Source organism: Aliiroseovarius halocynthiae (assembly GCF_007004645.1).
Lineage (GTDB): Bacteria > Pseudomonadota > Alphaproteobacteria > Rhodobacterales > Rhodobacteraceae > Aliiroseovarius > Aliiroseovarius halocynthiae.
Genome location: NZ_ML660031.1, coordinates 1 through 20360, shown reverse-complemented (window position 1 = coordinate 20360; position 20360 = coordinate 1). Strand labels below are relative to the sequence as shown.

Annotated in this window: 24 protein-coding genes; 15 read left to right on the top strand and 9 right to left on the bottom strand. The window is 57.1% G+C overall.

What is annotated here, in order from left to right:
• Positions 1-155: 155 nt before the first annotated feature.
• Together FIL88_RS16410 and FIL88_RS16405 are read right to left on the bottom strand one after the other, a co-directional pair.
• Positions 156-767 (bottom strand): UbiX family flavin prenyltransferase, encoded by a 612-nt coding sequence (locus tag FIL88_RS16410; protein WP_142854968.1) that lies wholly within the window; start codon positions 765-767, stop codon positions 156-158.
• Complete coding sequence (locus FIL88_RS16405; RefSeq protein ID WP_142854967.1) at positions 764-2272, bottom strand: UbiD family decarboxylase; 1509 nt, start codon at positions 2270-2272, stop codon at positions 764-766. The genes FIL88_RS16410 and FIL88_RS16405 overlap by 4 nt, the downstream gene beginning before the upstream one ends.
• Before the next feature lie 156 nt (positions 2273-2428).
• On the opposite strand from FIL88_RS16405, the gene ubiT reads away from it, so the two are divergent.
• The 3 genes from ubiT (at position 2429) to ubiV (ending at position 4623) form a co-directional block, all read left to right on the top strand.
• Positions 2429-2737 carry a ubiquinone anaerobic biosynthesis accessory factor UbiT gene (gene ubiT, locus FIL88_RS16400; protein ID WP_407642371.1) on the top strand — a complete coding sequence of 103 codons (309 nt, stop codon included), beginning with the start codon at positions 2429-2431 and terminating at the stop codon, positions 2735-2737.
• Positions 2737-3714 (top strand): ubiquinone anaerobic biosynthesis protein UbiU, encoded by a 978-nt coding sequence (gene ubiU / locus FIL88_RS16395; protein ID WP_142854971.1) that lies wholly within the window; start codon positions 2737-2739, stop codon positions 3712-3714. Before ubiT ends, ubiU begins: the two co-directional genes overlap by 1 nt.
• Positions 3715-3786: 72 nt before the next feature.
• A complete protein-coding gene (ubiV, locus tag FIL88_RS16390) occupies positions 3787-4623 on the top strand; it encodes a ubiquinone anaerobic biosynthesis protein UbiV (RefSeq protein ID WP_322788904.1) in 837 nt (278 codons plus the stop codon).
• A 447-nt stretch (positions 4624-5070) separates the two neighbouring features.
• Here ubiV and FIL88_RS16385 read toward each other — a convergent pair whose 3' ends face one another.
• Positions 5071-6138: a zinc-ribbon domain-containing protein gene (locus FIL88_RS16385; protein ID WP_142854965.1), complete on the bottom strand. Its 1068-nt coding sequence runs from the start codon at positions 6136-6138 to the stop codon at positions 5071-5073.
• 158 nt (positions 6139-6296) lie between these two features.
• On the opposite strand from FIL88_RS16385, the gene FIL88_RS16380 reads away from it, so the two are divergent.
• Genes FIL88_RS16380 through FIL88_RS16360 form a run of 5 tightly spaced genes read left to right on the top strand, consistent with a single transcriptional unit; the run spans position 6297 to position 9840 of the window.
• Positions 6297-6971, top strand: a complete 675-nt coding sequence (locus FIL88_RS16380; protein ID WP_142854964.1) for a cell division ATP-binding protein FtsE — start codon at positions 6297-6299, stop codon at positions 6969-6971.
• Entirely contained in the window at positions 6968-7873 is a 906-nt protein-coding gene (locus FIL88_RS16375) for a cell division protein FtsX (protein ID WP_142854963.1), read from the top strand. Before FIL88_RS16380 ends, FIL88_RS16375 begins: the two co-directional genes overlap by 4 nt.
• The gene (locus FIL88_RS16370; RefSeq protein WP_142854962.1) at positions 7873-8610 is read left to right on the top strand and encodes a lysophospholipid acyltransferase family protein; all 738 of its coding nucleotides are present in this window, start codon (positions 7873-7875) and stop codon (positions 8608-8610) included. The genes FIL88_RS16375 and FIL88_RS16370 overlap by 1 nt, the downstream gene beginning before the upstream one ends.
• Positions 8610-9215 carry a pyridoxamine 5'-phosphate oxidase family protein gene (locus FIL88_RS16365; protein ID WP_142854961.1) on the top strand — a complete coding sequence of 202 codons (606 nt, stop codon included), beginning with the start codon at positions 8610-8612 and terminating at the stop codon, positions 9213-9215. The genes FIL88_RS16370 and FIL88_RS16365 overlap by 1 nt, the downstream gene beginning before the upstream one ends.
• Positions 9216-9219: 4 nt before the next feature.
• Positions 9220-9840 (top strand): HAD-IA family hydrolase, encoded by a 621-nt coding sequence (locus FIL88_RS16360; RefSeq protein WP_142854960.1) that lies wholly within the window; start codon positions 9220-9222, stop codon positions 9838-9840.
• Here the strand turns inward: FIL88_RS16360 and FIL88_RS16355 are convergent.
• On the bottom strand, positions 9830-10165 hold the full coding sequence (locus FIL88_RS16355; protein ID WP_221931177.1) for a carboxymuconolactone decarboxylase family protein: 336 nt from the start codon (positions 10163-10165) through the stop codon (positions 9830-9832). The two genes, FIL88_RS16360 and FIL88_RS16355, sit on opposite strands and share 11 nt — an antisense overlap.
• 144 nt (positions 10166-10309) lie before the next feature.
• A complete protein-coding gene (locus FIL88_RS16350; RefSeq protein WP_185961008.1) occupies positions 10310-11029 on the bottom strand; it encodes a DUF4386 domain-containing protein in 720 nt (239 codons plus the stop codon).
• 103 nt (positions 11030-11132) lie between these two features.
• Here FIL88_RS16350 and FIL88_RS16345 point away from each other — a divergent pair, with 103 nt between their 5' ends.
• Positions 11133-12020, top strand: coding sequence for a LysR family transcriptional regulator (locus FIL88_RS16345; protein ID WP_142854958.1), 888 nt, complete (start codon positions 11133-11135; stop codon positions 12018-12020).
• A 373-nt stretch (positions 12021-12393) separates the two neighbouring features.
• On the top strand, positions 12394-13152 hold the full coding sequence (locus FIL88_RS16340) for an SDR family oxidoreductase (protein ID WP_142854969.1): 759 nt from the start codon (positions 12394-12396) through the stop codon (positions 13150-13152).
• 144 nt (positions 13153-13296) lie between these two features.
• Here the strand turns inward: FIL88_RS16340 and FIL88_RS16335 are convergent, their stop codons facing one another.
• Complete coding sequence (locus tag FIL88_RS16335) at positions 13297-14262, bottom strand: acetyl-CoA carboxylase carboxyltransferase subunit alpha (protein WP_142854957.1); 966 nt, start codon at positions 14260-14262, stop codon at positions 13297-13299.
• Between the two features lie 149 nt (positions 14263-14411).
• On the opposite strand from FIL88_RS16335, the gene FIL88_RS16330 reads away from it, so the two are divergent.
• On the top strand, positions 14412-15239 hold the full coding sequence (locus FIL88_RS16330; RefSeq protein ID WP_142854956.1) for an AraC family transcriptional regulator: 828 nt from the start codon (positions 14412-14414) through the stop codon (positions 15237-15239).
• A 111-nt stretch (positions 15240-15350) separates the two neighbouring features.
• Positions 15351-15494, top strand: a complete 144-nt coding sequence (locus FIL88_RS16770; protein ID WP_185961007.1) for a hypothetical protein — start codon at positions 15351-15353, stop codon at positions 15492-15494.
• A 40-nt stretch (positions 15495-15534) separates the two neighbouring features.
• Here the strand turns inward: FIL88_RS16770 and FIL88_RS16325 are convergent, their stop codons facing one another.
• Both FIL88_RS16325 and FIL88_RS16320 read right to left on the bottom strand, forming a co-directional pair.
• Positions 15535-16494, bottom strand: coding sequence for an L-malyl-CoA/beta-methylmalyl-CoA lyase (locus tag FIL88_RS16325; protein WP_142854955.1), 960 nt, complete (start codon positions 16492-16494; stop codon positions 15535-15537).
• Positions 16495-16567: 73 nt separating this feature from the next.
• Positions 16568-16768: a hypothetical protein gene (locus tag FIL88_RS16320; protein WP_142854954.1), complete on the bottom strand. Its 201-nt coding sequence runs from the start codon at positions 16766-16768 to the stop codon at positions 16568-16570.
• Here FIL88_RS16320 and dgcN point away from each other — a divergent pair.
• Positions 16767-17768, top strand: coding sequence for an N-acetyltransferase DgcN (gene dgcN / locus FIL88_RS16315; RefSeq protein WP_142854953.1), 1002 nt, complete (start codon positions 16767-16769; stop codon positions 17766-17768). The genes FIL88_RS16320 and dgcN overlap by 2 nt on opposite strands.
• 82 nt (positions 17769-17850) lie before the next feature.
• The gene (dgcA, locus tag FIL88_RS16310; protein ID WP_142854952.1) at positions 17851-18816 is read left to right on the top strand and encodes an N-acetyl-D-Glu racemase DgcA; all 966 of its coding nucleotides are present in this window, start codon (positions 17851-17853) and stop codon (positions 18814-18816) included.
• 2 nt (positions 18817-18818) lie between these two features.
• On the opposite strand, the gene FIL88_RS16305 is transcribed toward dgcA, so the two are convergent.
• On the bottom strand, positions 18819-19268 hold the full coding sequence (locus FIL88_RS16305) for a DMT family transporter (protein WP_142854951.1): 450 nt from the start codon (positions 19266-19268) through the stop codon (positions 18819-18821).
• Positions 19269-19369: 101 nt separating this feature from the next.
• On the opposite strand from FIL88_RS16305, the gene FIL88_RS16300 reads away from it, so the two are divergent.
• Positions 19370-20224, top strand: a complete 855-nt coding sequence (locus FIL88_RS16300; RefSeq protein ID WP_142854950.1) for a D-amino-acid transaminase — start codon at positions 19370-19372, stop codon at positions 20222-20224.
• The last annotated feature ends 136 nt before the right edge of the window (positions 20225-20360 follow it).

Below are 20360 nucleotides of genomic sequence, written 5' to 3'. Positions count from 1 at the left end.
CAAAAAACTGGCGACGGGCAAATCCGAAGAAGCCACGGATAAAGCATCGAAAGAACCAAAATTGTACAATGCAACGCCAAGCATGATCAAATGTGTAGCACTGGAATTTGCCATTGCTCCGTGTGTGATGAGCCAACCGTGCGGGCGTGGATAACTCAAGGACGCTCATCCCGGCTTTCTGCACGTCGAGTTTGCTCATTTACCCCAGCCCATTGTCTCGCGACAGGAGACGAAACTCCCAACAGGTCGATGGCACGCGCGGCAATCTGATCGACGATGTCTGATACGCTATCCGGCTTCAAATAGAAGGCCGGTACAGGCGGAAGGATAATTGCCCCTAGCTCGGTCGCAGCCGTCATGTTTCGAAGGTGAGCCAACGTAAGGGGCGCCTCGCGAGTCAACAACACCAGCCGACGGCGTTCCTTAAGCTGTACGCTTGCGGAACGAGTGAGAAGATTATCATCCAAACCATGTGCAATCGCAGCCAGTGACCGCATCGAACACGGCGCCACGATCATCCCTGATACGGCAACCGAACCCGAAGCGATGCTGGCGCCGATATCGTAAAAAGGATGACATCGCGTGGCCAGTGTTCGCAAGATGCTCAGAGCCCCTGATCCACACTCCTCGGCCAGTGTTCGTTCGGCGGCAACACTGGTAACCAAATCAGTTTCCGCGCCCAGAGACTTCAATTGCCGGGCAATCGAAAGGCTCAGAACCGCCCCAGAAGCTCCTGCAACACCCAGTACAACACGCGGCGCTGTCATGTCGTCACCTTTGGCGTCAGACGTGCAATCAAATCAGCGGCAAACGCCGCATCCTCGTGCGCGGTTTCCATAACTTCACCCCAATCTCTGGTGGTTTCAGAGTCGATTTTGGTTGTGGCATCAATTCCCATTTTCCCCGCCAATCCGGGATGTGGGGATGCAAAATCAAGATAGTCCATTGGCGTGTCTTGCAAGAGCATCACATCACGCGAAGGGTCCATTCGCGTGGCAAGCGCCCACGCGACATCGTCCCAGTTTCTGACATCAATATCGGAGTCTACGATGATCAATATCTTGGTATAGCTGAACTGAGGCAACATTCCCCACAGCGCCATCATCACGCGACGGGCCTGACCGGGGTAACGCTTATCAATGCTAGCAACTGCCATGCGGTAGGAACATGCGGCTGGGGGCAGCCAAAGGTCGCGAATCTCGGGGATCTGGGCACGTATGGTCGGCAAAGCGAGGCGGTTGAACACCTCTCCGATAATCGCAGGTTCATCCGGAGGGCGGCCCGTATACGTTGACAAATAGAGCGGATGCTTTCGATGGGTCACGGCCGTGACCTGCATGACAGGAAATCGCTCTGCTTTGTTGTAATAACCTGTGTGATCTCCGAACGGCCCTTCAAGTGCTGTTTCGGTCGGAGAGACCCAGCCCTCAAGTACGATTTCAGCTTCAGCAGGAACCATCAGCGGCACAGATTTAGCGGCAACCATCCGCGGGCGCATTCCGTTGATTGCGCCCGCAAATGTCAGTTCCGACACATTTTCAGGCAAAGGAAGCGCCGCCGATAGCAAAGTCGCAGGATCGGTGCCCAGTACGATGGCGATAGGCGTTTTTTCACCTTGCTGAGCCCAGGTCCGATGATGCGCCGCGCCACCCCGATGGGGCAACCAGCGCATAATCAGCCTTTCATGCTCCAGAACTTGCGCCCGGTAAACACCAGCATTGTAGGTTTCGATTTCCGCCTTCTCGGTACCAAACGGTCTCGTGACGACCACGGGCCACGTGATCAGAGGGCCCTCATCACCTGGCCAATGTATCTGAACAGGAATGGAGCCCAGATCAACATCCGATCCTTCCAGAACAACCTGCTGGACCGGGGCAGATTTGACAATTTTTGGTCGTGTTGCCAAGGCAGCTTTCAACATCGGCCAGCGCGACAACGTATCACGCAACCCGTCTGGCGGGGTTGGGGTCCTGAGAGCCGCAAGGAAAGCCCCTAAGTCATCGACCTCGTTCAGCGTTATTCCGAGCCCCGATGCAACACGATCGGCAGTGCCAAAGAGATTGACCACGACCGGTATGTCCACTGCGGACCCATCGCACAGAACAGGCTGATCAAACTGTAAGACAGGTCCTTTGCGTTCCAACATGTTGCGATGAACAGCTGTCATCTGCTGGCGAATAGATACGGGCTCGGAAACGGGTTGAAACTGTTCTGTCTTGTCGCACCAACTTAGAAAGCTGCGCATGCTGGGGAACGGTGGCAAAGTTCGCATGGGATTTCCTGACAAAGAGAGCCCCGGCTGCATAACAGCAGAAATGTACTGGGCAATTGACAATCATCAATTTGCCGAAGCAGACAACAGACTAGGAAGGCCATATCTAGTCACTGGGAAGGAACTCTGCTTGACCCGAATGGTGGCACTCCCCGTGTGACCGTGATCCGCGGCCCCGGCAGAGGGGCAGCGCGTATCGCAGGGCCGCTTGCAGCGCTTCTTGGACTTGTTCATGGGGCATTTGACGGAGACGCACTGTTTTTCTCGCGTGATCTGGTGATCGAGGGAGAGACAGCCGCCACGCTTGCTTTGCGCAATGCGGTGGATGATGCCGAGTTAGACCTGTCACAAGAGATGTTGCGCCTGTCAGGGCCACTTGCAGAACCCTTGCAGCATGCGCTGGCGTTCTTGGAACACCACACCGGCGTCAGTCTGACCAGACCGGATGAGGTTGAAGCATGGTAATGGAAATTGTCTGCCCCGCAGGAACGCCTGCGGCGTTAAGAGCCGCTGTGAAAGCTGGTGCGCACACCATATACTGCGGCTTTGCTGACGAGACCAATGCCCGCAACTTTCCAGGGTTGAACTTTGACCGAAATGAAATGCGTGAAGGTGTGTCTTTTGCCCATGCACATGGCGCCAAAGTCTTGGTGGCAATCAACACGTTCCCCCGCGCGGGCGATGAAGCGATTTGGCACAGGGCGGTAGCAGATGCAGAAGCCTGTGGGGCGGACGCTGTGATCCTCGCCGATCCGGGCCTTCTGGACCATACCGCGCAAACCCACCTAGGCCTTCGGCGTCACCTTTCTGTTCAGGCGGCGGCGGCCAATGCCGACGTCATCAACTTCTATGCCGAGACATTCGGAGTGAAACGCGTTGTTCTGCCGCGCGTCCTGTCTGTGCCCGAGATTGCAGCAATCAATGCCGAAACCGACGTCGAAACAGAAGTATTCGTGTTTGGCGGCCTTTGCGTCATGGCGGAAGGCCGGTGTTCCTTGTCGTCCTACGCAACTGGGCTTTCCCCCAACATGAACGGAGTTTGCTCTCCTGCCAGCCATGTTGAATACAGCGATGATCACGGTGTTCTAAATGCACAACTTGGCGGGTATACGATCCACCGGGTCGGCAAGAATGATCCCGCGCCTTACCCGACCTTGTGCAAAGGTTGTTTTGGTGCAGGTGGCAAAACCGGACACTTGTTTGAAGACCCAGTCAGCCTGAACGCTGAACACTTAATCCCTCAGCTACAAAAGGCGGGCGTGACCGCTTTGAAAATCGAGGGACGTCAGCGGTCGCGATCCTATGTTGCGCAAGTCGTGCGCAACTTCCGTGCCGCTGTTGATGCTTTAGAAGCCGGCAAGCCATTGCCAGAAGGAATGCTGGCGCGTTTGTCCGAAGGGCAAGCGATGACGACCGGCGCATATAAGAAAACGTGGAGATGACAGAATGGAACTGACGGTCGGACCAAATCAGTTTTTTGGCCAGCCGATTTCTGGGCTGCGCTCTATGACGATCTGACCGATGCTCCGGTAGATCGTGTGGTTCTGGGTGAACTCATCTGTTCCAAACGCCTGCCATTCTATCAAGACTGCATCCCAGACGCGATTGCGACCTTGCTGGCAGCGGGCAAAAATGTCGCTCTGACAAGCCTCGCGCTGGTTACGTTAAAGCGCGAACGCAAGCTGACGGCCGAGTTGGTCGAGATGGGGGTGGAAGTCGAAATCAATGACCTGACAGCTCTGCCATATCTACCCAAGGGTTCAAGATTTTCAGTTGGCCCATTGGTGAATGTCTACAATGAAGGCACGCTTGCATGGCTTGCGTCGCGCGGCGCGCACCGTGTTTGCTTGCCACCAGAAATGCCGCTGAAGTCGGTTGAAACACTCGCGACCGCGGGGGCAAAAATCGGCGTTACCATTGAGGTTTGGGGCCACGGGAGGCTGCCGTTGGCCATCTCTGGCCGATGTTATCATGCTCGGCTACACGACCGGACCAAGGACAATTGCCAGTTTGCCTGTGAACATGACCCTGATGGGTTAGATGTTCGCACCGTTGATGATCAACCCTTTATGGCCATGAATGGGGTGCAAACCCTGTCCGACACCCATGCCTGTGTGGCACATCAAATTGACGCCATAACAAAGGCTGGGGTTTCAGCCTTGAGACTATCGCCGCAATCCAAAGGGTTTGTCATTTTGTGTGAATTATACCGGCAGCTACTGGATGGAAAACTTGACGGCGCTCAAACTGTTGACGCGATTTGCCGCATTGACTGCGATACCCGCTTGTCTGATGGCTTTCTAATGGGCGCGCGCGGCGCGGACTGGTCCAGAGCGCGCGCCACGACGTGAACCAAACGCAGGTAGCACCATAAACATCTCCGATGTCTACTTCGAGCGGGATCAGACTTGCGCACTACACCCAAGCCACGGGCGCGTCCATCATCAGTTCTTTTCAACTCCTTCGCAGGGCGAGATTTACTGGATGTAAGCTGTCTTGGCACCGACTGCCGCAGTCTAGTCCTGAGCTGCCTCGGCAGGGTATTTCCGCGCCATTGTCTGACTAGAGGCAGAGCGGCATGCCACGCTCCATGTATAACTCTATGAATCGCTTCGCGCGCCATACCCGCCCCCCTTAGGGCACGTGGCGGTTCACATCATTAACCGCATCTGCCGCCGACATCCCGCTAGTGCTCAGGTGCAATCTGCAGGAAGGACAACAGGCTTGACGTTGCCCTTTCGAGCGCCAAATTGGGATTGCGCGAGCATGCTGCTGGAAACTGGGACACAGCAGAAGCTCTAGCTTTCTGATGCAGTCTCCATCAGGCCGCGCATGGCTTCGATCGCAGATTGCATCGCACTCTCTAGCAGCACCCGCACTGTGTCACCAACTGCGACATAGCCGTCCATGAAGCCCTGCGTTTGCGGGAAACGACCTGCAACAAAAGGCGCTAGGAAATAGATGCCTACCAAGATTATGGCCAACAGTAAGGTTCGCCTAAAGCCTCGGCGGAATCCTCCTCCTTTGGCGACCGGAACGTCTTCCGTCGGAGACAGGTCAATCCCGGACTCCTCCGGCGTGTCTGGCGCGTCGAGGGTCGAATTGATTTCTTCGATGTCGGGCAGGATGTCGCGGCTACGTAGGTCTTTTTCTTGAACCGCTGGCTCAACCGCGGGCGCTTTTGCGACCAACTCTTTCGGAGAAACGTCTGCTTGTATGGGTGTCGACTGCGCTTCTTCTTCCTGAGCGGCGTTTACTTCGTCGCTAAGGTCCTGAATGCGTGCAGCAAGATCATCCTCATCCGGGGCGGGTGCAGCACCCACGTCCGGAGCTGGCGTCGTTTCGACGCTTTTCTGTTCGCTCTCACGGGCACGCAGTTCCTGTTCAGCTTCTTCTTGCAGGATCTGTTTGACCTCGTCACTGACAGCTTCGCGTATAGTTGCAGCGGACGTCGGTGCGGCGGGACGAGCAGGCGCAGGAATGTCGTCAGCGGCGGATTCGGAATCCGGCTCTGGGGCCGCCTCGGGCTTAGGTTCTGCAGTTTCTAGTGGCTCTGATCCCAAGGCGGGCTCAACCTTCGGGGCAGGTTCGTCTTCAACACTCGGCTTGGATTCAGAAACAGCATCGTCCCGGAACGCAGCGATTATATCAAGCGCCGGACGTTCTTCGGGCGGCGGGGGCGGAGCCGCAATAGGCATCTCAATTTTTGGCTCAGCGGGTTTATCCACGCTGGTCTTCGTATTGTGGAGAGGGGTATGGAACCACGCATGACCACAATTCGAACATTGCACGTCACGACCCGCTTCGGGCATTACGCGCTCATCAACTTCATATTGCGCACCGCAATTGGGGCAAACCAAACGCATCTTTTCTCTTTTCCCCTGAATGTGGCTGGAAACCCCAAACCTTAATCCGGGTCAATATGAGCATAAATGTAATGAAAATCAAACACTCCTGTGTCTCACGTTGAAACAATTCTCTAGCTGGGGCACAACTGGCCACAGACAAGCACGGGGGCATCAAATTGATCGAGCTGGAACAGGTCGCTTATGGCTATGGTACTGGAACCCTATTGTCCGGTGTCACAATGTCACTGGCGCAAGGGTCGTTTCACTTTCTGACGGGCCCATCGGGGGCAGGTAAAACCACATTGATGAAGCTGTGTTATGGCGAGCTTGTGGCCGAGCAGGGCAAAGTGGAACTGTTTGACAAAAACGTCAGTGAGATGCAGCGCGATGATGTGGCTAACGTGCGTCGTCGAATAGGCGTTGTCCATCAGGATTGCCAGTTTTTGAACCACTTAAGCCTTGCAGAGAATGTGATGTTGCCACTGACGGTGTCGGGCCGTTCGCTTCATGATCCATCTGAGTTGCAAGAGCTTCTGACCTGGGTTGGTCTTGATAGGCAGCAGGCGGCGAAGCCGCCCGAACTTTCCGGCGGCGAGCGTCAGCGCGCTGCGCTGGCCCGTGCGGTGATCATGTCTCCGGACGTCATTTTAGCCGACGAGCCGACGGGCAACGTGGATTGGGAAATGTCCTTACGTCTGCTCCAATTGCTGGTCGAGCTGAACCGCATGGGTAAGACCGTGATGATCGCGACGCACGATATGAACCTGATCAGGTCGGCCAAGTCACAAGTTCAGGCGCGTGTCTTGCGTATCTCAAACCATCAAGTCGCGGTGGCGGGGGCGAATCTATGATCAAGCCACTGTCCAAATTGGCGCGCCTGATCTTGGGCGACGCGCAGGCAGATCGTGTGGTGCCGCCCACGGGATTCACGGCTCGCCTGACGGTTTTTGCCTCGGCAACGATGGCATTTCTTGCTGTGTTTGCCTTGGCGCTGTCATTGGCGACTGGGCGTCTGGCGGATCGCTGGGGCGAGGCTCTGGCGAAAAGCGCGACGATTCGCATCTCGGCACCGGTCGATCAGATGGATGCACAGATCCTAGCCGTGACCGAAATTCTGGCGACGACCCCCGGCGTAAAAGAAGCCCGCCCGCTAAGTGAAGACGAGCAGCGCGCGCTGCTTGAACCATGGTTCGGCCCCGATCTGCCACTGGATCGCCTGCCCATCCCCCGCCTTGTCGAAGTAATCGAGGACGACGAAGGCATCGACGCGGACGGGCTGCGCGCGCGACTGGCCGGTGAGGCTCCGGGCGCAATTCTGGACGATCACGCGCGTTGGCGGGAGCCGCTGGTCAAATCCGCAACGCGACTCCGTTCGCTGGGGTGGATTGCAATTGCGCTGATCACAACGCTAGCCGGGGTTGTGATTACGCTGGCGGCGTCTGCCGCGCTGGCGGCCAATGAACAGGTCATTCGCGTGCTACGCTTGATCGGTGCGCGCGACAGCTATATCGCCCGCGCATTTGTACGCCGCTATACTTTGCGCGCTTTCGGAGGCGCAGCTGTTGGCACTGTTCTGGGAATGCTAGCACTGTTTCTGCCGCCTGCTGCCGGGCCCGAGGGGGGCTTCCTGACTGGCCTTGGCCTGCAAGGCTTAGAATGGCTCTGGCCACTATTGATCCCTCCATTCGCGGCGCTGGTGGCATTCTTCGCCACACGTCACGCCGCCTTGAGTACCCTGCAGGAGAAACGCTAATGTGGAACGCAATCCAATGGGTCCGGTCGCTGTTGTTCATCACACAGATGTACATAATGCTGCCCCTTGTAGGTTTCCTGGGCGTGCCTCTGGTCTGGATCAAGCGCGACAACGCGTTCAAAGTGATCCACTTCTATTGCAACTGGGTGCGTTGGACGGCCTCGTGGATGGTTGGCCTGAAAAGCGAAATCCGGGGCGAGGTTCCGACAGGCGAAGTGCTGATTGCTGCCAAGCACCAGTCGTTCTTTGACATCCTGTTGCTGGCGTCGGTCCTGCCGCGCTTGAAATTCATCTATAAGAGCCAACTGAAGTGGGCGCCGATTATCAACATCTACGCGATCTATACCAACTCGGTTCCGGTGAATCGTGGCAAGAAGGGTGCTGCGATCAAGCAGATGGTCGCTGCCGTGAAGGATGGCCAAAAGAAGCCCGGCCAGTTGGTGATTTTCCCCCAAGGCACGCGCGTCGCAGCCGGTTCGAAGAAACCCTACAAGGTTGGGACAGGCGTTCTGTACAACGAGACTGGGCAGCCTGTTGTGCCCGCCTCGACCAATGTCGGCGTGTTTTGGAAACGTCATGGAATCATGCGATATCCGGGGGTGGCAGTGTTGGAGTTCCATGACCCGATAGAACCCGGCCTTGCTCTGGACGCGTTCATGGAGCGGGTCGAGGATGCGGTAGAGACAGGTTCGAACGCGCTGATGCGCGAGGCCGGGCTGAAGGAGATCGAGACCTAATGGATTTCATCGAAACCGCCGAGGCGCTTGAAGCGCTTTACGACACCCCCGCAGAGGCGTCGCTGATCAAAGTGGCCGATCGTTTGACCCCGACCTATCGGGATTGGATCAAGTCATCGCGTTTCTGTGTTCTTACGACAATTGGGCCTGAAGGCACCGATGGCAGCCCGCGCGGGGATGATGGCCCCGTGATACTTGAGCTGGATGAGCGCCACCTTGCATTGCCTGACTGGCGGGGCAACAATCGCATCGACAGCTTGCGCAATATTGTCCGTGATCCGCGCGTATCCCTGATGTTCATGGTGCCCGGATCAAACAATGTCGTGCGTGTGAATGGCGAGGCCAAGCTGACCGCTGATCCCGACCTTCGTGCTCGGTTCGAGAAAACCGGGAAACAACCCCGGACCGTGGCCGTCATTCGTATCCACGAGATCTATTCCCAATGTGCCCGTGCAATAATGCGCTCCCGATTGTGGAGCGCGGGTGACGAGAGCGCTAACCTGCCCAGCGTTGGGGATATGTTGAAAGAAATGACATCCGGCGCGTTTGACGGTGCCAGTTATGACAAGGAATGGCCCGAGCGGGCGAAAACAACGATGTGGTAACCAGATGATTTCGCACCTTATGATGGATGTGGACGGGGTTGTCGTCACCGGTCGCCCCGAAGATGGTGCGGATTGGTCGACCGGGCTTGAGACTGATTTGGGGGTACCCACGGACGCTCTGCGCGATCAGTTTTTCGGCTGTCATTGGTCGGAAATTGTCACGGGGCAGAAGCCACTTCGCCCTGCTTTGACAGATGCGCTTGCGACCATCGCGCCGCTAGTAACTGCCGAGGCGCTTATTGATTACTGGTTTCGGAAAGATGCACGGCTGGATCACGCGGTTCTTTCGTCTATCGCTGATCTGCGGACGCAGGGCGTGAAGGTCTATTTTGCGACCAATCAAGAAGCAGCGCGAGCCGCGTATCTGTGGGATGTTCTGGGGCTGCGGGACTTTGCCGACGGGATGCTATGCTCGGCCGCGCTGGGCGCTGCCAAGCCAAGCTCTGCGTTCTTTCAGGCGGCCATTACGCATACAGGGGCAAAACCGCACCACCATCTTCTGGTCGACGACAGTGCTGCCAATGTCGAAGCGGCCCGAAAGGCCGGTTGGCAGGCCCATCTATGGACCGAAGGCCAAGATCTGAGCGCGGTGTTCATGCGCGCTCAGACAGAGGCTATGCGCTGAACTGCTCGAAGGCCTCACGGGCCTTGGCGCTATAGGCAAGCGAGGGGCCGCCGCCCATATAGGTCGCCATCGCCAGAGCTTCGTTCAGCTCGTCCAATGTTGTGCCCAGACGCACCAACGAACGCACATGAAAACCGATGCAACTGTCACACCGGGTCGAGATCGCGATGCCAAGGGCAATCAGCTCTTTGGTTTTCTCGCTCAGTGCGCCGTCGGCCTTGGCCGCAGCGCCCATCTGCCCAAACCCCTTCATCGTGGCCGGAACGTCCTTGGCCAGATGTCCAATATTGCCTTCGGTTTCGGCAAGAAATGCTTTCCAATCCACGCGGAGCCCTCCTGTTATGTGGTCCCGTGAATATTGGGGATACGCGCCGGGCTTCCAACCCGCCCCACGAAAGCGTGATGGTCTTGTTTAGGCGCTGGGCGATAGTCAATGCTTGGGCCATATGGTGACTGCTTTGCGCCCGTTTTAGAGGCTTTTGTGCTGCCACGGATATCCGGGGATGAGCATTGCGGGTCCACCCTGCGCCAATGGCCGTGCTTTGAAGATGAACAAAAGCCCAAGAATAATTTCATGAAGCGCTGTGGGCGTGTTCAATGCGATGTATTCCGTCGTGACAACATCGATGACTTGGAAAAGGACAAGCAAACTTGCCGTCATGGATATGATGGCTGCAACAATCCCGGCAACCGCAAGGGTGCGTGGAATGAAGCCCGAAGTGTAAAACACAGAGCACAGCAATATTTTGCCCGGAGATAGCGCAAGAACCATGTAACCATGATTGGTGAAATCTCGTGAGATTTTAAGAACCTGGCCAACAACCTCGGCCATCGCTGGATCCTGCACAGGAGTGCGTGCTAGCTCCTGACTGAAGACCAAAATTCCTGATATAATTACGCCACCCACAGCGATAAGCGCGACACCAATTGCTGTAAGGCAAAGATAGCCAATTGCCCGCTTGTTTCCGTTCATGCTTATGGTTGGAAAAAGCATTGCTGCAACTGCAAGATAGAGCAGTGCGACAACGAACTGACTGACCCCACTCAATGTGACCTTCGCCGCGTTCTGTGCAGCGGAGGTCAGAAAGTCGGTCGAATCCACCTCGGGTGAGATGCTAAGAACGCCAACGGCGATAATTGACAGCATGCAGATGCCGGTAAGCTTGGTGTCTTTGGTCGTGATGCGCATGGGGCGTCCCTTTCGTTTCATGTAAGGCGTCTTGGAAAGGAAATCGCCATATGCGCAATATTTGTAAATTGCGAAAATTCTCATACTCTATATACGTATTTGCATGAAGTCGATTGACTGGAATTCTCTGCGCGGGTTTCACGCAACAGCCACAACCGGCACATTGTCGGCGGCGGCACAGCAGCTTGGACTGACGCAACCCACCCTGTCGCGTCAGGTAAAGTCCCTTGAAGAATTCTTGGGGCTAAGTTTGTTTGATCGTGTGGGGCGCAAGCTTGTCTTGACCGAAACGGGTGCCGAGCTTCTGCGCCACATTGATAAGATGGCGGACGCAGCGCAGTCTGTAATGCTGGTTGCAAACGGTAGCCCGAAGGCTGTCAGCGGTCGTGTGCGGGTCAGTGCGAGCGACAGTTACTCGGCCTATGTTTTGCCCGACATCTGTGCGCGTCTGAAAGCCAAAGCGCCGTTGGTTTCTATCGAGATTATTGCCTCTGATACGCATGCCAACCTGCACCAGATGGAAGCAGACATTGCGATCCGGCATGCGCGTCCAGAACAACCCGGTCTTGTGGGGCACCATGTCGGAGATACGACTGCCGCATTCTACGCGTCTACTGATTGGATTAAGCACAATGGGGTGCCCAGCACTCCCGAAGCGTTGGCAGCAACGGACCTGATCGGTTTTGGTGACGCCACCCGGCTTGCTGCCATGTTGCGCACTCTTGGGTTCAAGGTGGATCCCAGCGATTTCCGGTTGATGTCGGATTCATCCGTCGTGGTCTGGGAGATGGTGAAGCAAGGCAAAGGCATTGCTGCCATGGTGAAGGAAATCGCCATATTGGCGCCGGATGTCGTGAATGTCTTTCCCGACCTAGCACCAATTGCTTCGCCAATTTGGTTGGTCACGCACAAGGAAATGAGATCAAGCCCCCGAATTCAGGTTGTTCATGACCTTTTGGCACGCGAGCTGGCCCAGCTGATCGCGGGCTGATGGATCACTCTGCGGTGCCTCATACCGAGCTCCGATGCCGTGATTGTGAGGCCACTCGTCAACTTCTTGGCATCGCGACCAAGAATGCACGATGCCTGTAAAGGCTTAGGCCATTTCAGATTGCGCGGACAAACTTTCCAACCCTCCCAACGAAAGTGTGATGGTTTGCGGGACTTTTGAAATGCTGCCCGTTAGAAGGCGCACATAACGAGGGTGTTGGCCGTTTGAGCCCAGTTTGCGGGGCGCGAATGTCACTTTTCAGGCCGGGCATAGGCCGACCCGAATCTTGCGCATTGCCTTGGTCGCCGTCAGACAGCGCAAGAAACGGATCGCTCGTACGCATGTAGATGCCTTAGTCGATAATCATCCAACGATTGAAAGGCAACTCAACAACAAAACATTCATCGTCACCGGAGCAAGCAGCGGAATTGGAGCGGCAGCCGCTCTTTTGCTCGCCTCCCATGGGGCCAACGTTGTCCTTGGCGCGCGCAGGAAAGCTGAACTTGACCAACTTGTGGGGCAGATCTTGCAAAGCAACGGACGTGCCGTTTGTCTTCCCGGTGACGTCAGCGACGAAACTTACGCTCAGGCTCTTGTGAACTGTGCAAAAGATGAGTTCGGTGGTCTCGACGGTGCGTTCAATAACGCGGGAACGACGGGGGACATGGGTCCTGTCCCTGATATGCAGACCAGCAACTGGCAAGCTGTAATCGATGTGAATCTGACCAGCGGGTTCTATGCCGCGAAATATCAGTTACCACCACTGCGCGAGAACGGCGGTGGGTCTCTCGTATTTACGTCTTCTTTTGTGGGGCACACGATAGGATTGCCTGGTATGGCTGCCTATGCGGCCACCAAAGCAGGTCTGATTGGGATGGCTCAGGTACTCGCGGCGGAACATGGCGCCGAGAACATCCGTGTCAACGCGCTCCTGCCGGGGGGAACCATGACAGCCATGGCAGGAGATGATCCAGGGTTCCACGAGGTTGTGCGTGGCCTGCATGCACTAAAGCGTATGGCAGAACCGACAGAAATCGCGCAAGTTGCAGCGTTCTTGCTTTCTGACAACGCATCCTTCGTGACCGGCAGTGCCATAATTGCCGACGGAGGAAACTCGATCAGCAAGTTCTAGGCGTAAAGGAGCGGACATCGTACTTCAATGTGCCGATGCCCGCTTCGTCCTGCAAAGCAGATTTAGATAGAGAATATCACGTGCATCCGCCCGCATGGGTCGAATGGGGCACGATTACCCATTAAAGCATCGCTCCCACTCAGCTTAGGCGGCCAAGCCCTTCGACCCCATCTTCAGGAACTTTTCGCGGCGTTCCTGCAGAAGCTTGTCGCCCTTCTGACGCTTCATCAGCTTCTTCAGTTCGGCTTCAATTGCGCTGCCAACGGCTGCGATGGTTTCATCGCGGCCGCGCTGGGCGCCGCCCATGGGTTCGGGGATGATTTGGTCGATGACACCCAATTGTTTCAGGTCCTGCGCAGTCAGGCGCAGGGCTTCGGCAGCTTCGCGCATTTTCTCGGCGTCTTTCCACAGGATCGAGGCGCAGCCCTCGGGCGAGATGACTGAATAAACCGAATGCTCCAGCATCATGACTGAGTTCGCGGTCGCCAGTGCAACCGCACCGCCCGAGCCACCTTCGCCAATGACCACCGAGACGATCGGGGATTTCACGTTCAGGCAGCGTTCGGTCGAACGGGCAATGGCTTCTGACTGGCCGCGCTCTTCCGCGCCTTTGCCGGGATAGGCGCCGGGCGTGTCGACCAGTGCGACAATGGGCAGGCCAAAACGGTCGGCCAGATCCATCAGGCGAATGGCTTTGCGATAGCCTTCGGGACGGGCCATGCCGAAATTGCGTTCGATGCGGGTCTTCGTGTCGTGACCTTTTTCTTGCCCCATGACCACAACCGGGATGTCGCCAATGCGGCCCAGACCCCCCATGACCGCGTGGTCATCGGCAAAGTTCCGGTCGCCAGCCAAGGGCGTGTATTCGGTGAACAGCGCGTTGATATAGTCGCGGCAATGCGGGCGGTCCTGATGGCGCGCAACTTGACATTTGCGCCATGGGGTCAGGTCTTCATACAGCTCTTTCAACAGCTTGTCGGCTTTGGCGTCCAGCGCCTGCGCCTCGCCTTCGACATCCATCTCGTTATTGTTGCGTGCCAGCGCGCGCAGCTCTTCAGCTTTGCCTTCAATTTCAGCCAGCGGTTTTTCAAACTCGAGATAGTTGTTCATAGCTAAGCCTCGTTTCGTGTCGTTCTGTGCTATATGCCGCTTGACGTGGGGTATTACAACTGTTGCCCGCTTTCGGCGGCGCAAAACTTCGCAAGATTTATGCATCCGTTTCTTGGCACAAGACAGGTGAAAAGCACAAAAGGTTTCCCATGCGTTACGAAGATCGGCTGCTGCGCGTCCTGCGTTATATCCATGACAACCCTGCTGGGGATCTGTCCTTGGATACGCTTGCCGATGTAGCGGCGATGTCGCGCTTTCACTGGCACCGCGTCTTTCACGCGATGACCGGTGAGACCTGCGCACAGGTCGTGCGGCGAATGCGGTTGCATCGTGCCGCCGGTCGACTGATCCGCGAGAAATCCCCCATTGATGTGATTGCGGTGGAATGTGGCTATCCCCAGCCGCGCAGTTTCGTACAGGCCTTCCGGGCCTCGTATGGGATGACCCCGAACGCTTTTCGCAAGGCCGGTCGGCTGGACGCCCCGGCGCTTCTACAACGAGACGGAGATATGACTATGTACCCGGTTGAAATTCGAGACGTCAGTCAGCGCCGCTTGATCGGCCTGCATCACAAGGGCGCTTATATGCAGATCGGCCTAAAGTTCGAGAAAGTCAGCACTATGCTGTTTTCACGCGACATTTGGCACCAATGCGGCGCGATGATGGGGGCGTATTTCGATGATCCTCAGGCTGTGGCTGAAAGCGACCTGCGCAGCTTCGCAGGGGCCGAGTGGCAGGGCGGTGATACACCAGACGGGTTCGACATGGTCGAGATGCCCGCTGGACGCGTTGCCGTGCTGACCTTCAAGGGACCATATGCGACGCTGAAATCTGGCTATGATTGGCTATACGGTCAGTGGCTGCCGACATCCGGGGAGACCCCGCGTGATGCGCCCTGTTACGAGGTCTATCTGAACAACCCGCGCGAGGTCGCGCCCGAAGAGCTTCTGACCGAGATCCACCTGCCGATCGCGTGACGCTGCGGGTCAAATTGTATGCTCTGATGATTTGAAAAATTCTTCACCCTTCCGACGGAAAATCGCGCCCCATGCGTTTATCGCATGACAGTACGATCGACGGAGGGTGTCATGAGCGGAATTTTCAACGACTATGTGGCCGCGCTGCTGGGACGTTCAGGGCAGACGCACCGGGCTTTGCCTGCTTGGTATTTCACGATGCTGATGTTGCTGTCCGTGGCGGCAGTTATCTCGTCTAAAACGCTGGCGATGTGAAGGGCGCGGCGGGCAGCTATTTGCCCGCCATGCTTCTTTGTTACGAGCCTGCAATCAACTCGGCTTGGGCGACGATCACTTCGGCTTGCTTGATCGATGCGATGTCGACCAAGCGCCCCTTATAGACCGTGGCGCCTTCGCCATTGGCTTTGGCCTGTTCCATCGCGGCCAGAATTTCGCGGGCCTCGGATACGGCTTCTTCCGACGGGGTGAAAACTTCGTTCGCCAAGGCGATTTGTTTCGGGTGGATGGCCCATTTGCCGACCATCCCCAAAGTGGCCGAGCGTTTGGCCTGTGCAATATAGCCTTCGTCGTCCGAGAAGTCACCGAACGGGCCGTCGACCGGCAGGATGCCGTGGGTGCGGCAAGCGGCGACGATGGCGGCTTGCGCCCAGTGCCACGGGTCCGACCAATGCTTTTCGCCGTCGCGCAACATGTAATAGTTTTCCTGCGTGCCGCCGATCCCGGTGGTTTGCATGCCCATCGATGCTGCGAAGTCAGCCGCGCCCAGTGACATGGCTTGCAGGCGGGGCGACGCGGCAGCGATGGCTTCCACATGCGCAATACCTGCGGCCGATTCGATGATCACCTCAAAGCTGACCGGCTTGGTGCGACCCTTGGCGCGTTCAATCGCTGTGACCAGTGCGTCCACGGCATAGACGTCTTCCGCACAGCCCACTTTCGGGATCATGATCTGGTCGATGCGGTCGCCTGCTTGCTCCAGCAGGTCCACAACGTCGCGATACCAATACGGGGTGTCGAGGCTGTTGATCCGCACCGACATGTATTTGTTGCCCCAGTCGATGGTGTTCAGCGCCTCGATGATGTTGGCGCGGGCCACGTCCTTGTCCGAGGGCGCCACCGAATCCTCGAGGTCAAGGTTGATCACGTCAGCAGCAGAGGCCGCCATCTTTGGGAACAGCTTGGTGTTCGAACCCGGGCCAAACAGTTGGCAGCGGTTCGGGCGGGACGGGGCGGCGGGTTGCAGTCGGAAGGACATTGCGGGCCTCTCGGTAATGATGTTGCGATTTCTTGGGTGCAATCGTTATTAAATTGCTGCGATGCCCGCAAGGTTATTTTGCATTCGCAGCATCTTGGGTGGATTCTTGGTCAAGCCGACATTGTGTCGAAGAAAGTTGCTTGAAGGTGGCGATTTGACGGAGAAATTTGCGAAATTGTCGTGTTTCGAAGGGAGTTCGGAAGAAAATCCGCTGATTAATCATCAAAATGACGCGAAGGATATTCCCACCACTCATCGAAAGGGCCACGGCCATGATCAAGACTCCGTATCTTTTGTTCCTGGGCGACGCGCCCGACCAACTGGCAGCTAAAGTGGCCATCGGGATCCGCGACTGGCGCCCTGACAATGCCGTGGGCCAATTCCGGATGGAAGGCTGTGGCGCGGATCTGGGTTTGACCGACATGACATTGGAGGAAGCCAAAGCCGCTGGCGCCAAAACGCTGGTCGTCGGCGTGGCCAACCGTGGTGGTGTGATTTCCAAAGAGTGGAAAAAAGTGCTGGTCACCGCGCTTGAGGAAGGGTTTGATCTGGCCTCGGGACTGCACAACCTGCTGCGTGACGAACCCGATCTGGTCGCCGTGGCCGAAGCGACTGGTCAAGAGCTGCACGACGTGCGCATCCCCGAGGTTGAATACCCGATTGCAAACGGCAAGAAACGCACCGGCAAGCGGTGTTTGGCCGTGGGCACGGACTGCTCGGTCGGCAAAATGTATACCGCCCTGTGTATGGACGCTGAGATGCGCAAGCGCGGCATGAAGTCGACTTTCCGCGCCACCGGCCAGACCGGTATTTTGATTACTGGCGATGGTGTTCCGCTGGACGCTGTGATCGCGGACTTCATGGCGGGTTCGGTCGAATATCTGACGCCGGATAATGACGAAGATCACTGGGATCACATCGAAGGTCAGGGCAGCCTGTTCCACGTATCTTATTCGGGCGTGACCATGGCGCTGATCCACGGCGGTCAGCCGGACGCACTGGTTCTGGCGCACGAACCGACCCGCGAGCATATGCGTGGCCTGCCGGAATACACTCAGCCCTCGCTGGAAGCGCTGCGCGACACTGCGCTGAACTTAGCCAAGGTGGCAAACCCGGATTGTCAGGTGATCGGCGTCTCGGTCAACACGCAGCATATGTCGGATGACGATGCCAAAGCCTATCTGGCGAAGGTCGAAGCTGACATGGGTCTGCCTGCGACCGACCCGTTCCGTTATGGCGCGGGCAAGCTGGTGGATGCGCTGGAGGCGATCTGATAGTTCGTTAGCAGCTATGGTGGCTGGGGGCTCTGCCCCCAGACCCCCGGGATATTTCTGACAAGAAAAAGAGGACAAGCGCGTGGAAATCTCAGTCACTCCTGATGTGTTCAAACTGGCGCAGGTGTTCACCATCTCGCGCGGGTCGCGGACCGAAGCGAAGGTTCTGACCGTTCGGGTTCAGGATGGTGATCATGCGGGATGGGGCGAATGTGTCCCCTATGCGCGCTATGACGAGACGCTTGAAAGTGTGACGGACGAGATCATGGGCCTGCCCAGCGATATCACCCGTGCGGCGCTTTATGACTTGTTGCCTGCCGGGGCTGCGCGGAATGCAGTTGACTGTGCGCTTTGGGATCTGGAAGCCAAACGCGCGGGCAAGCGCGCGTGGGAGTTGGCCGGGCTGACTGCGCCGGGGCCCGAGATTACTGCTTATACGCTGTCGCTTGCTGAACCTGCCGAGATGCAGGCGCAGGCCGCGAAGCACGCGCATCGTCCCCTTCTGAAGATCAAGCTGGGCACGCCGGATGATATGCCTCGGCTTGAAGCTGTGCGTGCTGGTGCGCCCAAATCCCGCATCATAATTGATGCCAACGAAGGCTGGTCGGCCGGGGTCTATGCCGATCTGGCCCCGCATCTGGTGCGTTTGGGCGTTGATCTGGTTGAACAGCCTTTGCCCGCGGGTGAAGATGATGCGCTGATCGGGATGGAGCGCCCGGTGCCCGTCTGTGCCGACGAAAGCTGTCATGACCGCACCAGCCTGCCCAAGCTGAAGGGCAAGTATGATGTGGTGAACATCAAGCTGGACAAAACCGGTGGCCTGACTGAAGCGCTGGCCCTGCGCGAGGCTGCCTTGGCCGAGGGCTATCAGGTGATGGTCGGCTGTATGGTTGGTTCGTCACTGGCGATGGCGCCTGCGACGCTGGTGGCGCAAGGCGCGATGGTCACGGATCTGGACGGGCCGCTTCTGTTGGCCGAAGATCGAGAGACGCCGCTTCTGTTTGACGATGCAGGTGTGCACCCACCAAGCGTGGCACTTTGGGGCTGATGTCAGCCACGTCCTGCAATCTGGGTCAGAAAGACGCCCAGACCCATGACCGCAATTCCGGCCACGCGCCAGAAGGTCAGGGGCGTGACATTCGCACCGAAGAGGCCAAAGTGGTCGATGGTCGCTGCCGCAATCAATTGCCCGATCAGTACAAAAAACACGGCATTTCCGACGCCAAAGCTGGGCGCAACCCAGGTAATTGTCAGCACGTAAAACGCCACAAGGCAGCCCGCGAAAAACAGGTGCGGCGGCGATCCCACCGCGCCTTTCAGCGATGCGCCGGACATCAAGAACACAACGCCAGTGGTCAGGAACGCGACCACGAACAAGATCAATCCCGCCGCAATCGGCGACCCCATCCGCTGACCCAAAGCGGCGTTCAGCGCGGCCAGCACTGGAATGCCAATCCCGGCGGTCAACATGATGGCGGCGGATTGCGTGGCGCTGGGCATAGGGTTTCCTTTGACTCTGGCGTCGGTATTTGTATCAACAGCCCAACAGGAAACGCCGCGTGGGTCAAATACCCCGTAGCGTCACATCAAGGAGACCTTTCATGACCCGCACCGTATATGTGAACGGAGAATACCTGCCCGAAACCGAGGCGAGCGTTTCGATTTTTGACCGTGGTTTCCTGTTTGCCGATGCGGTGTACGAGGTGACCAGCGTGCTAAACGGCAAGCTGATCGATTTCGAAGGTCACGCTGTGCGTCTGGCCCGTTCGCTGAACGAGCTGGGGATCGAGAACCCGATCTCGAAAGAGGACCTTCTTGAAGTGCACCGCGAACTGGTGCGCGTGAACGAGATCGACGAGGGGCTGGTTTATCTGCAGATTTCGCGCGGGGCGGATAGCGACCGTGATTTTGTCTTCCCGGACCCTGAAAAGGTGAAGCCGACCGTTGTGCTGTTCACGCAGAACAAGCCGGGTCTGGCCGAGACCGTGAAGCCGATGAAAGTGATCTCGATCGAAGATATCCGCTGGGGCCGTCGCGACATCAAAACGGTACAGTTGCTCTACCCGTCGATGGGCAAGATGATGGCTAAGGCGGCGGGTGCGGATGACGCGTGGTTGATCGAAGATGGCTTCGTGACCGAGGGCACGTCGAACAATGTCTACATCGTGAAAGACGGCAAGATCATCACGCGCGGTCTGTCCAACGACATCCTGCACGGCATCACCCGTGCTGCCGTGCTGCGTTTCGCCGAAGAAGCCCAGATGGAAATCGAAGAGCGCAACTTCACCATCGAAGAAGCTCAGAATGCCGACGAGGCCTTCTTCACCTCGGCCTCAGCCTTCGTGATGCCAGTGGTCGAGATTGACGGCAAAGCGCTGGGCGATGGCGCGCCGGGCAAAGTGGCCCTGCGCCTTCGCGAGATCTATCTGGATGAGAGCCTGAAGAAGGCCGTCTGAACGTCAACTCGAAGGGCGCGCGCTAAGCGGCCCCGGACTGTCTGAGCTAAGAGTAGCAAGTTCAACCAATTCCTAACGCGACATCTGGCTGTCCAGAATGGTGCGCCAGCCCCTGAGCCTCCCCAACTGAACTGGT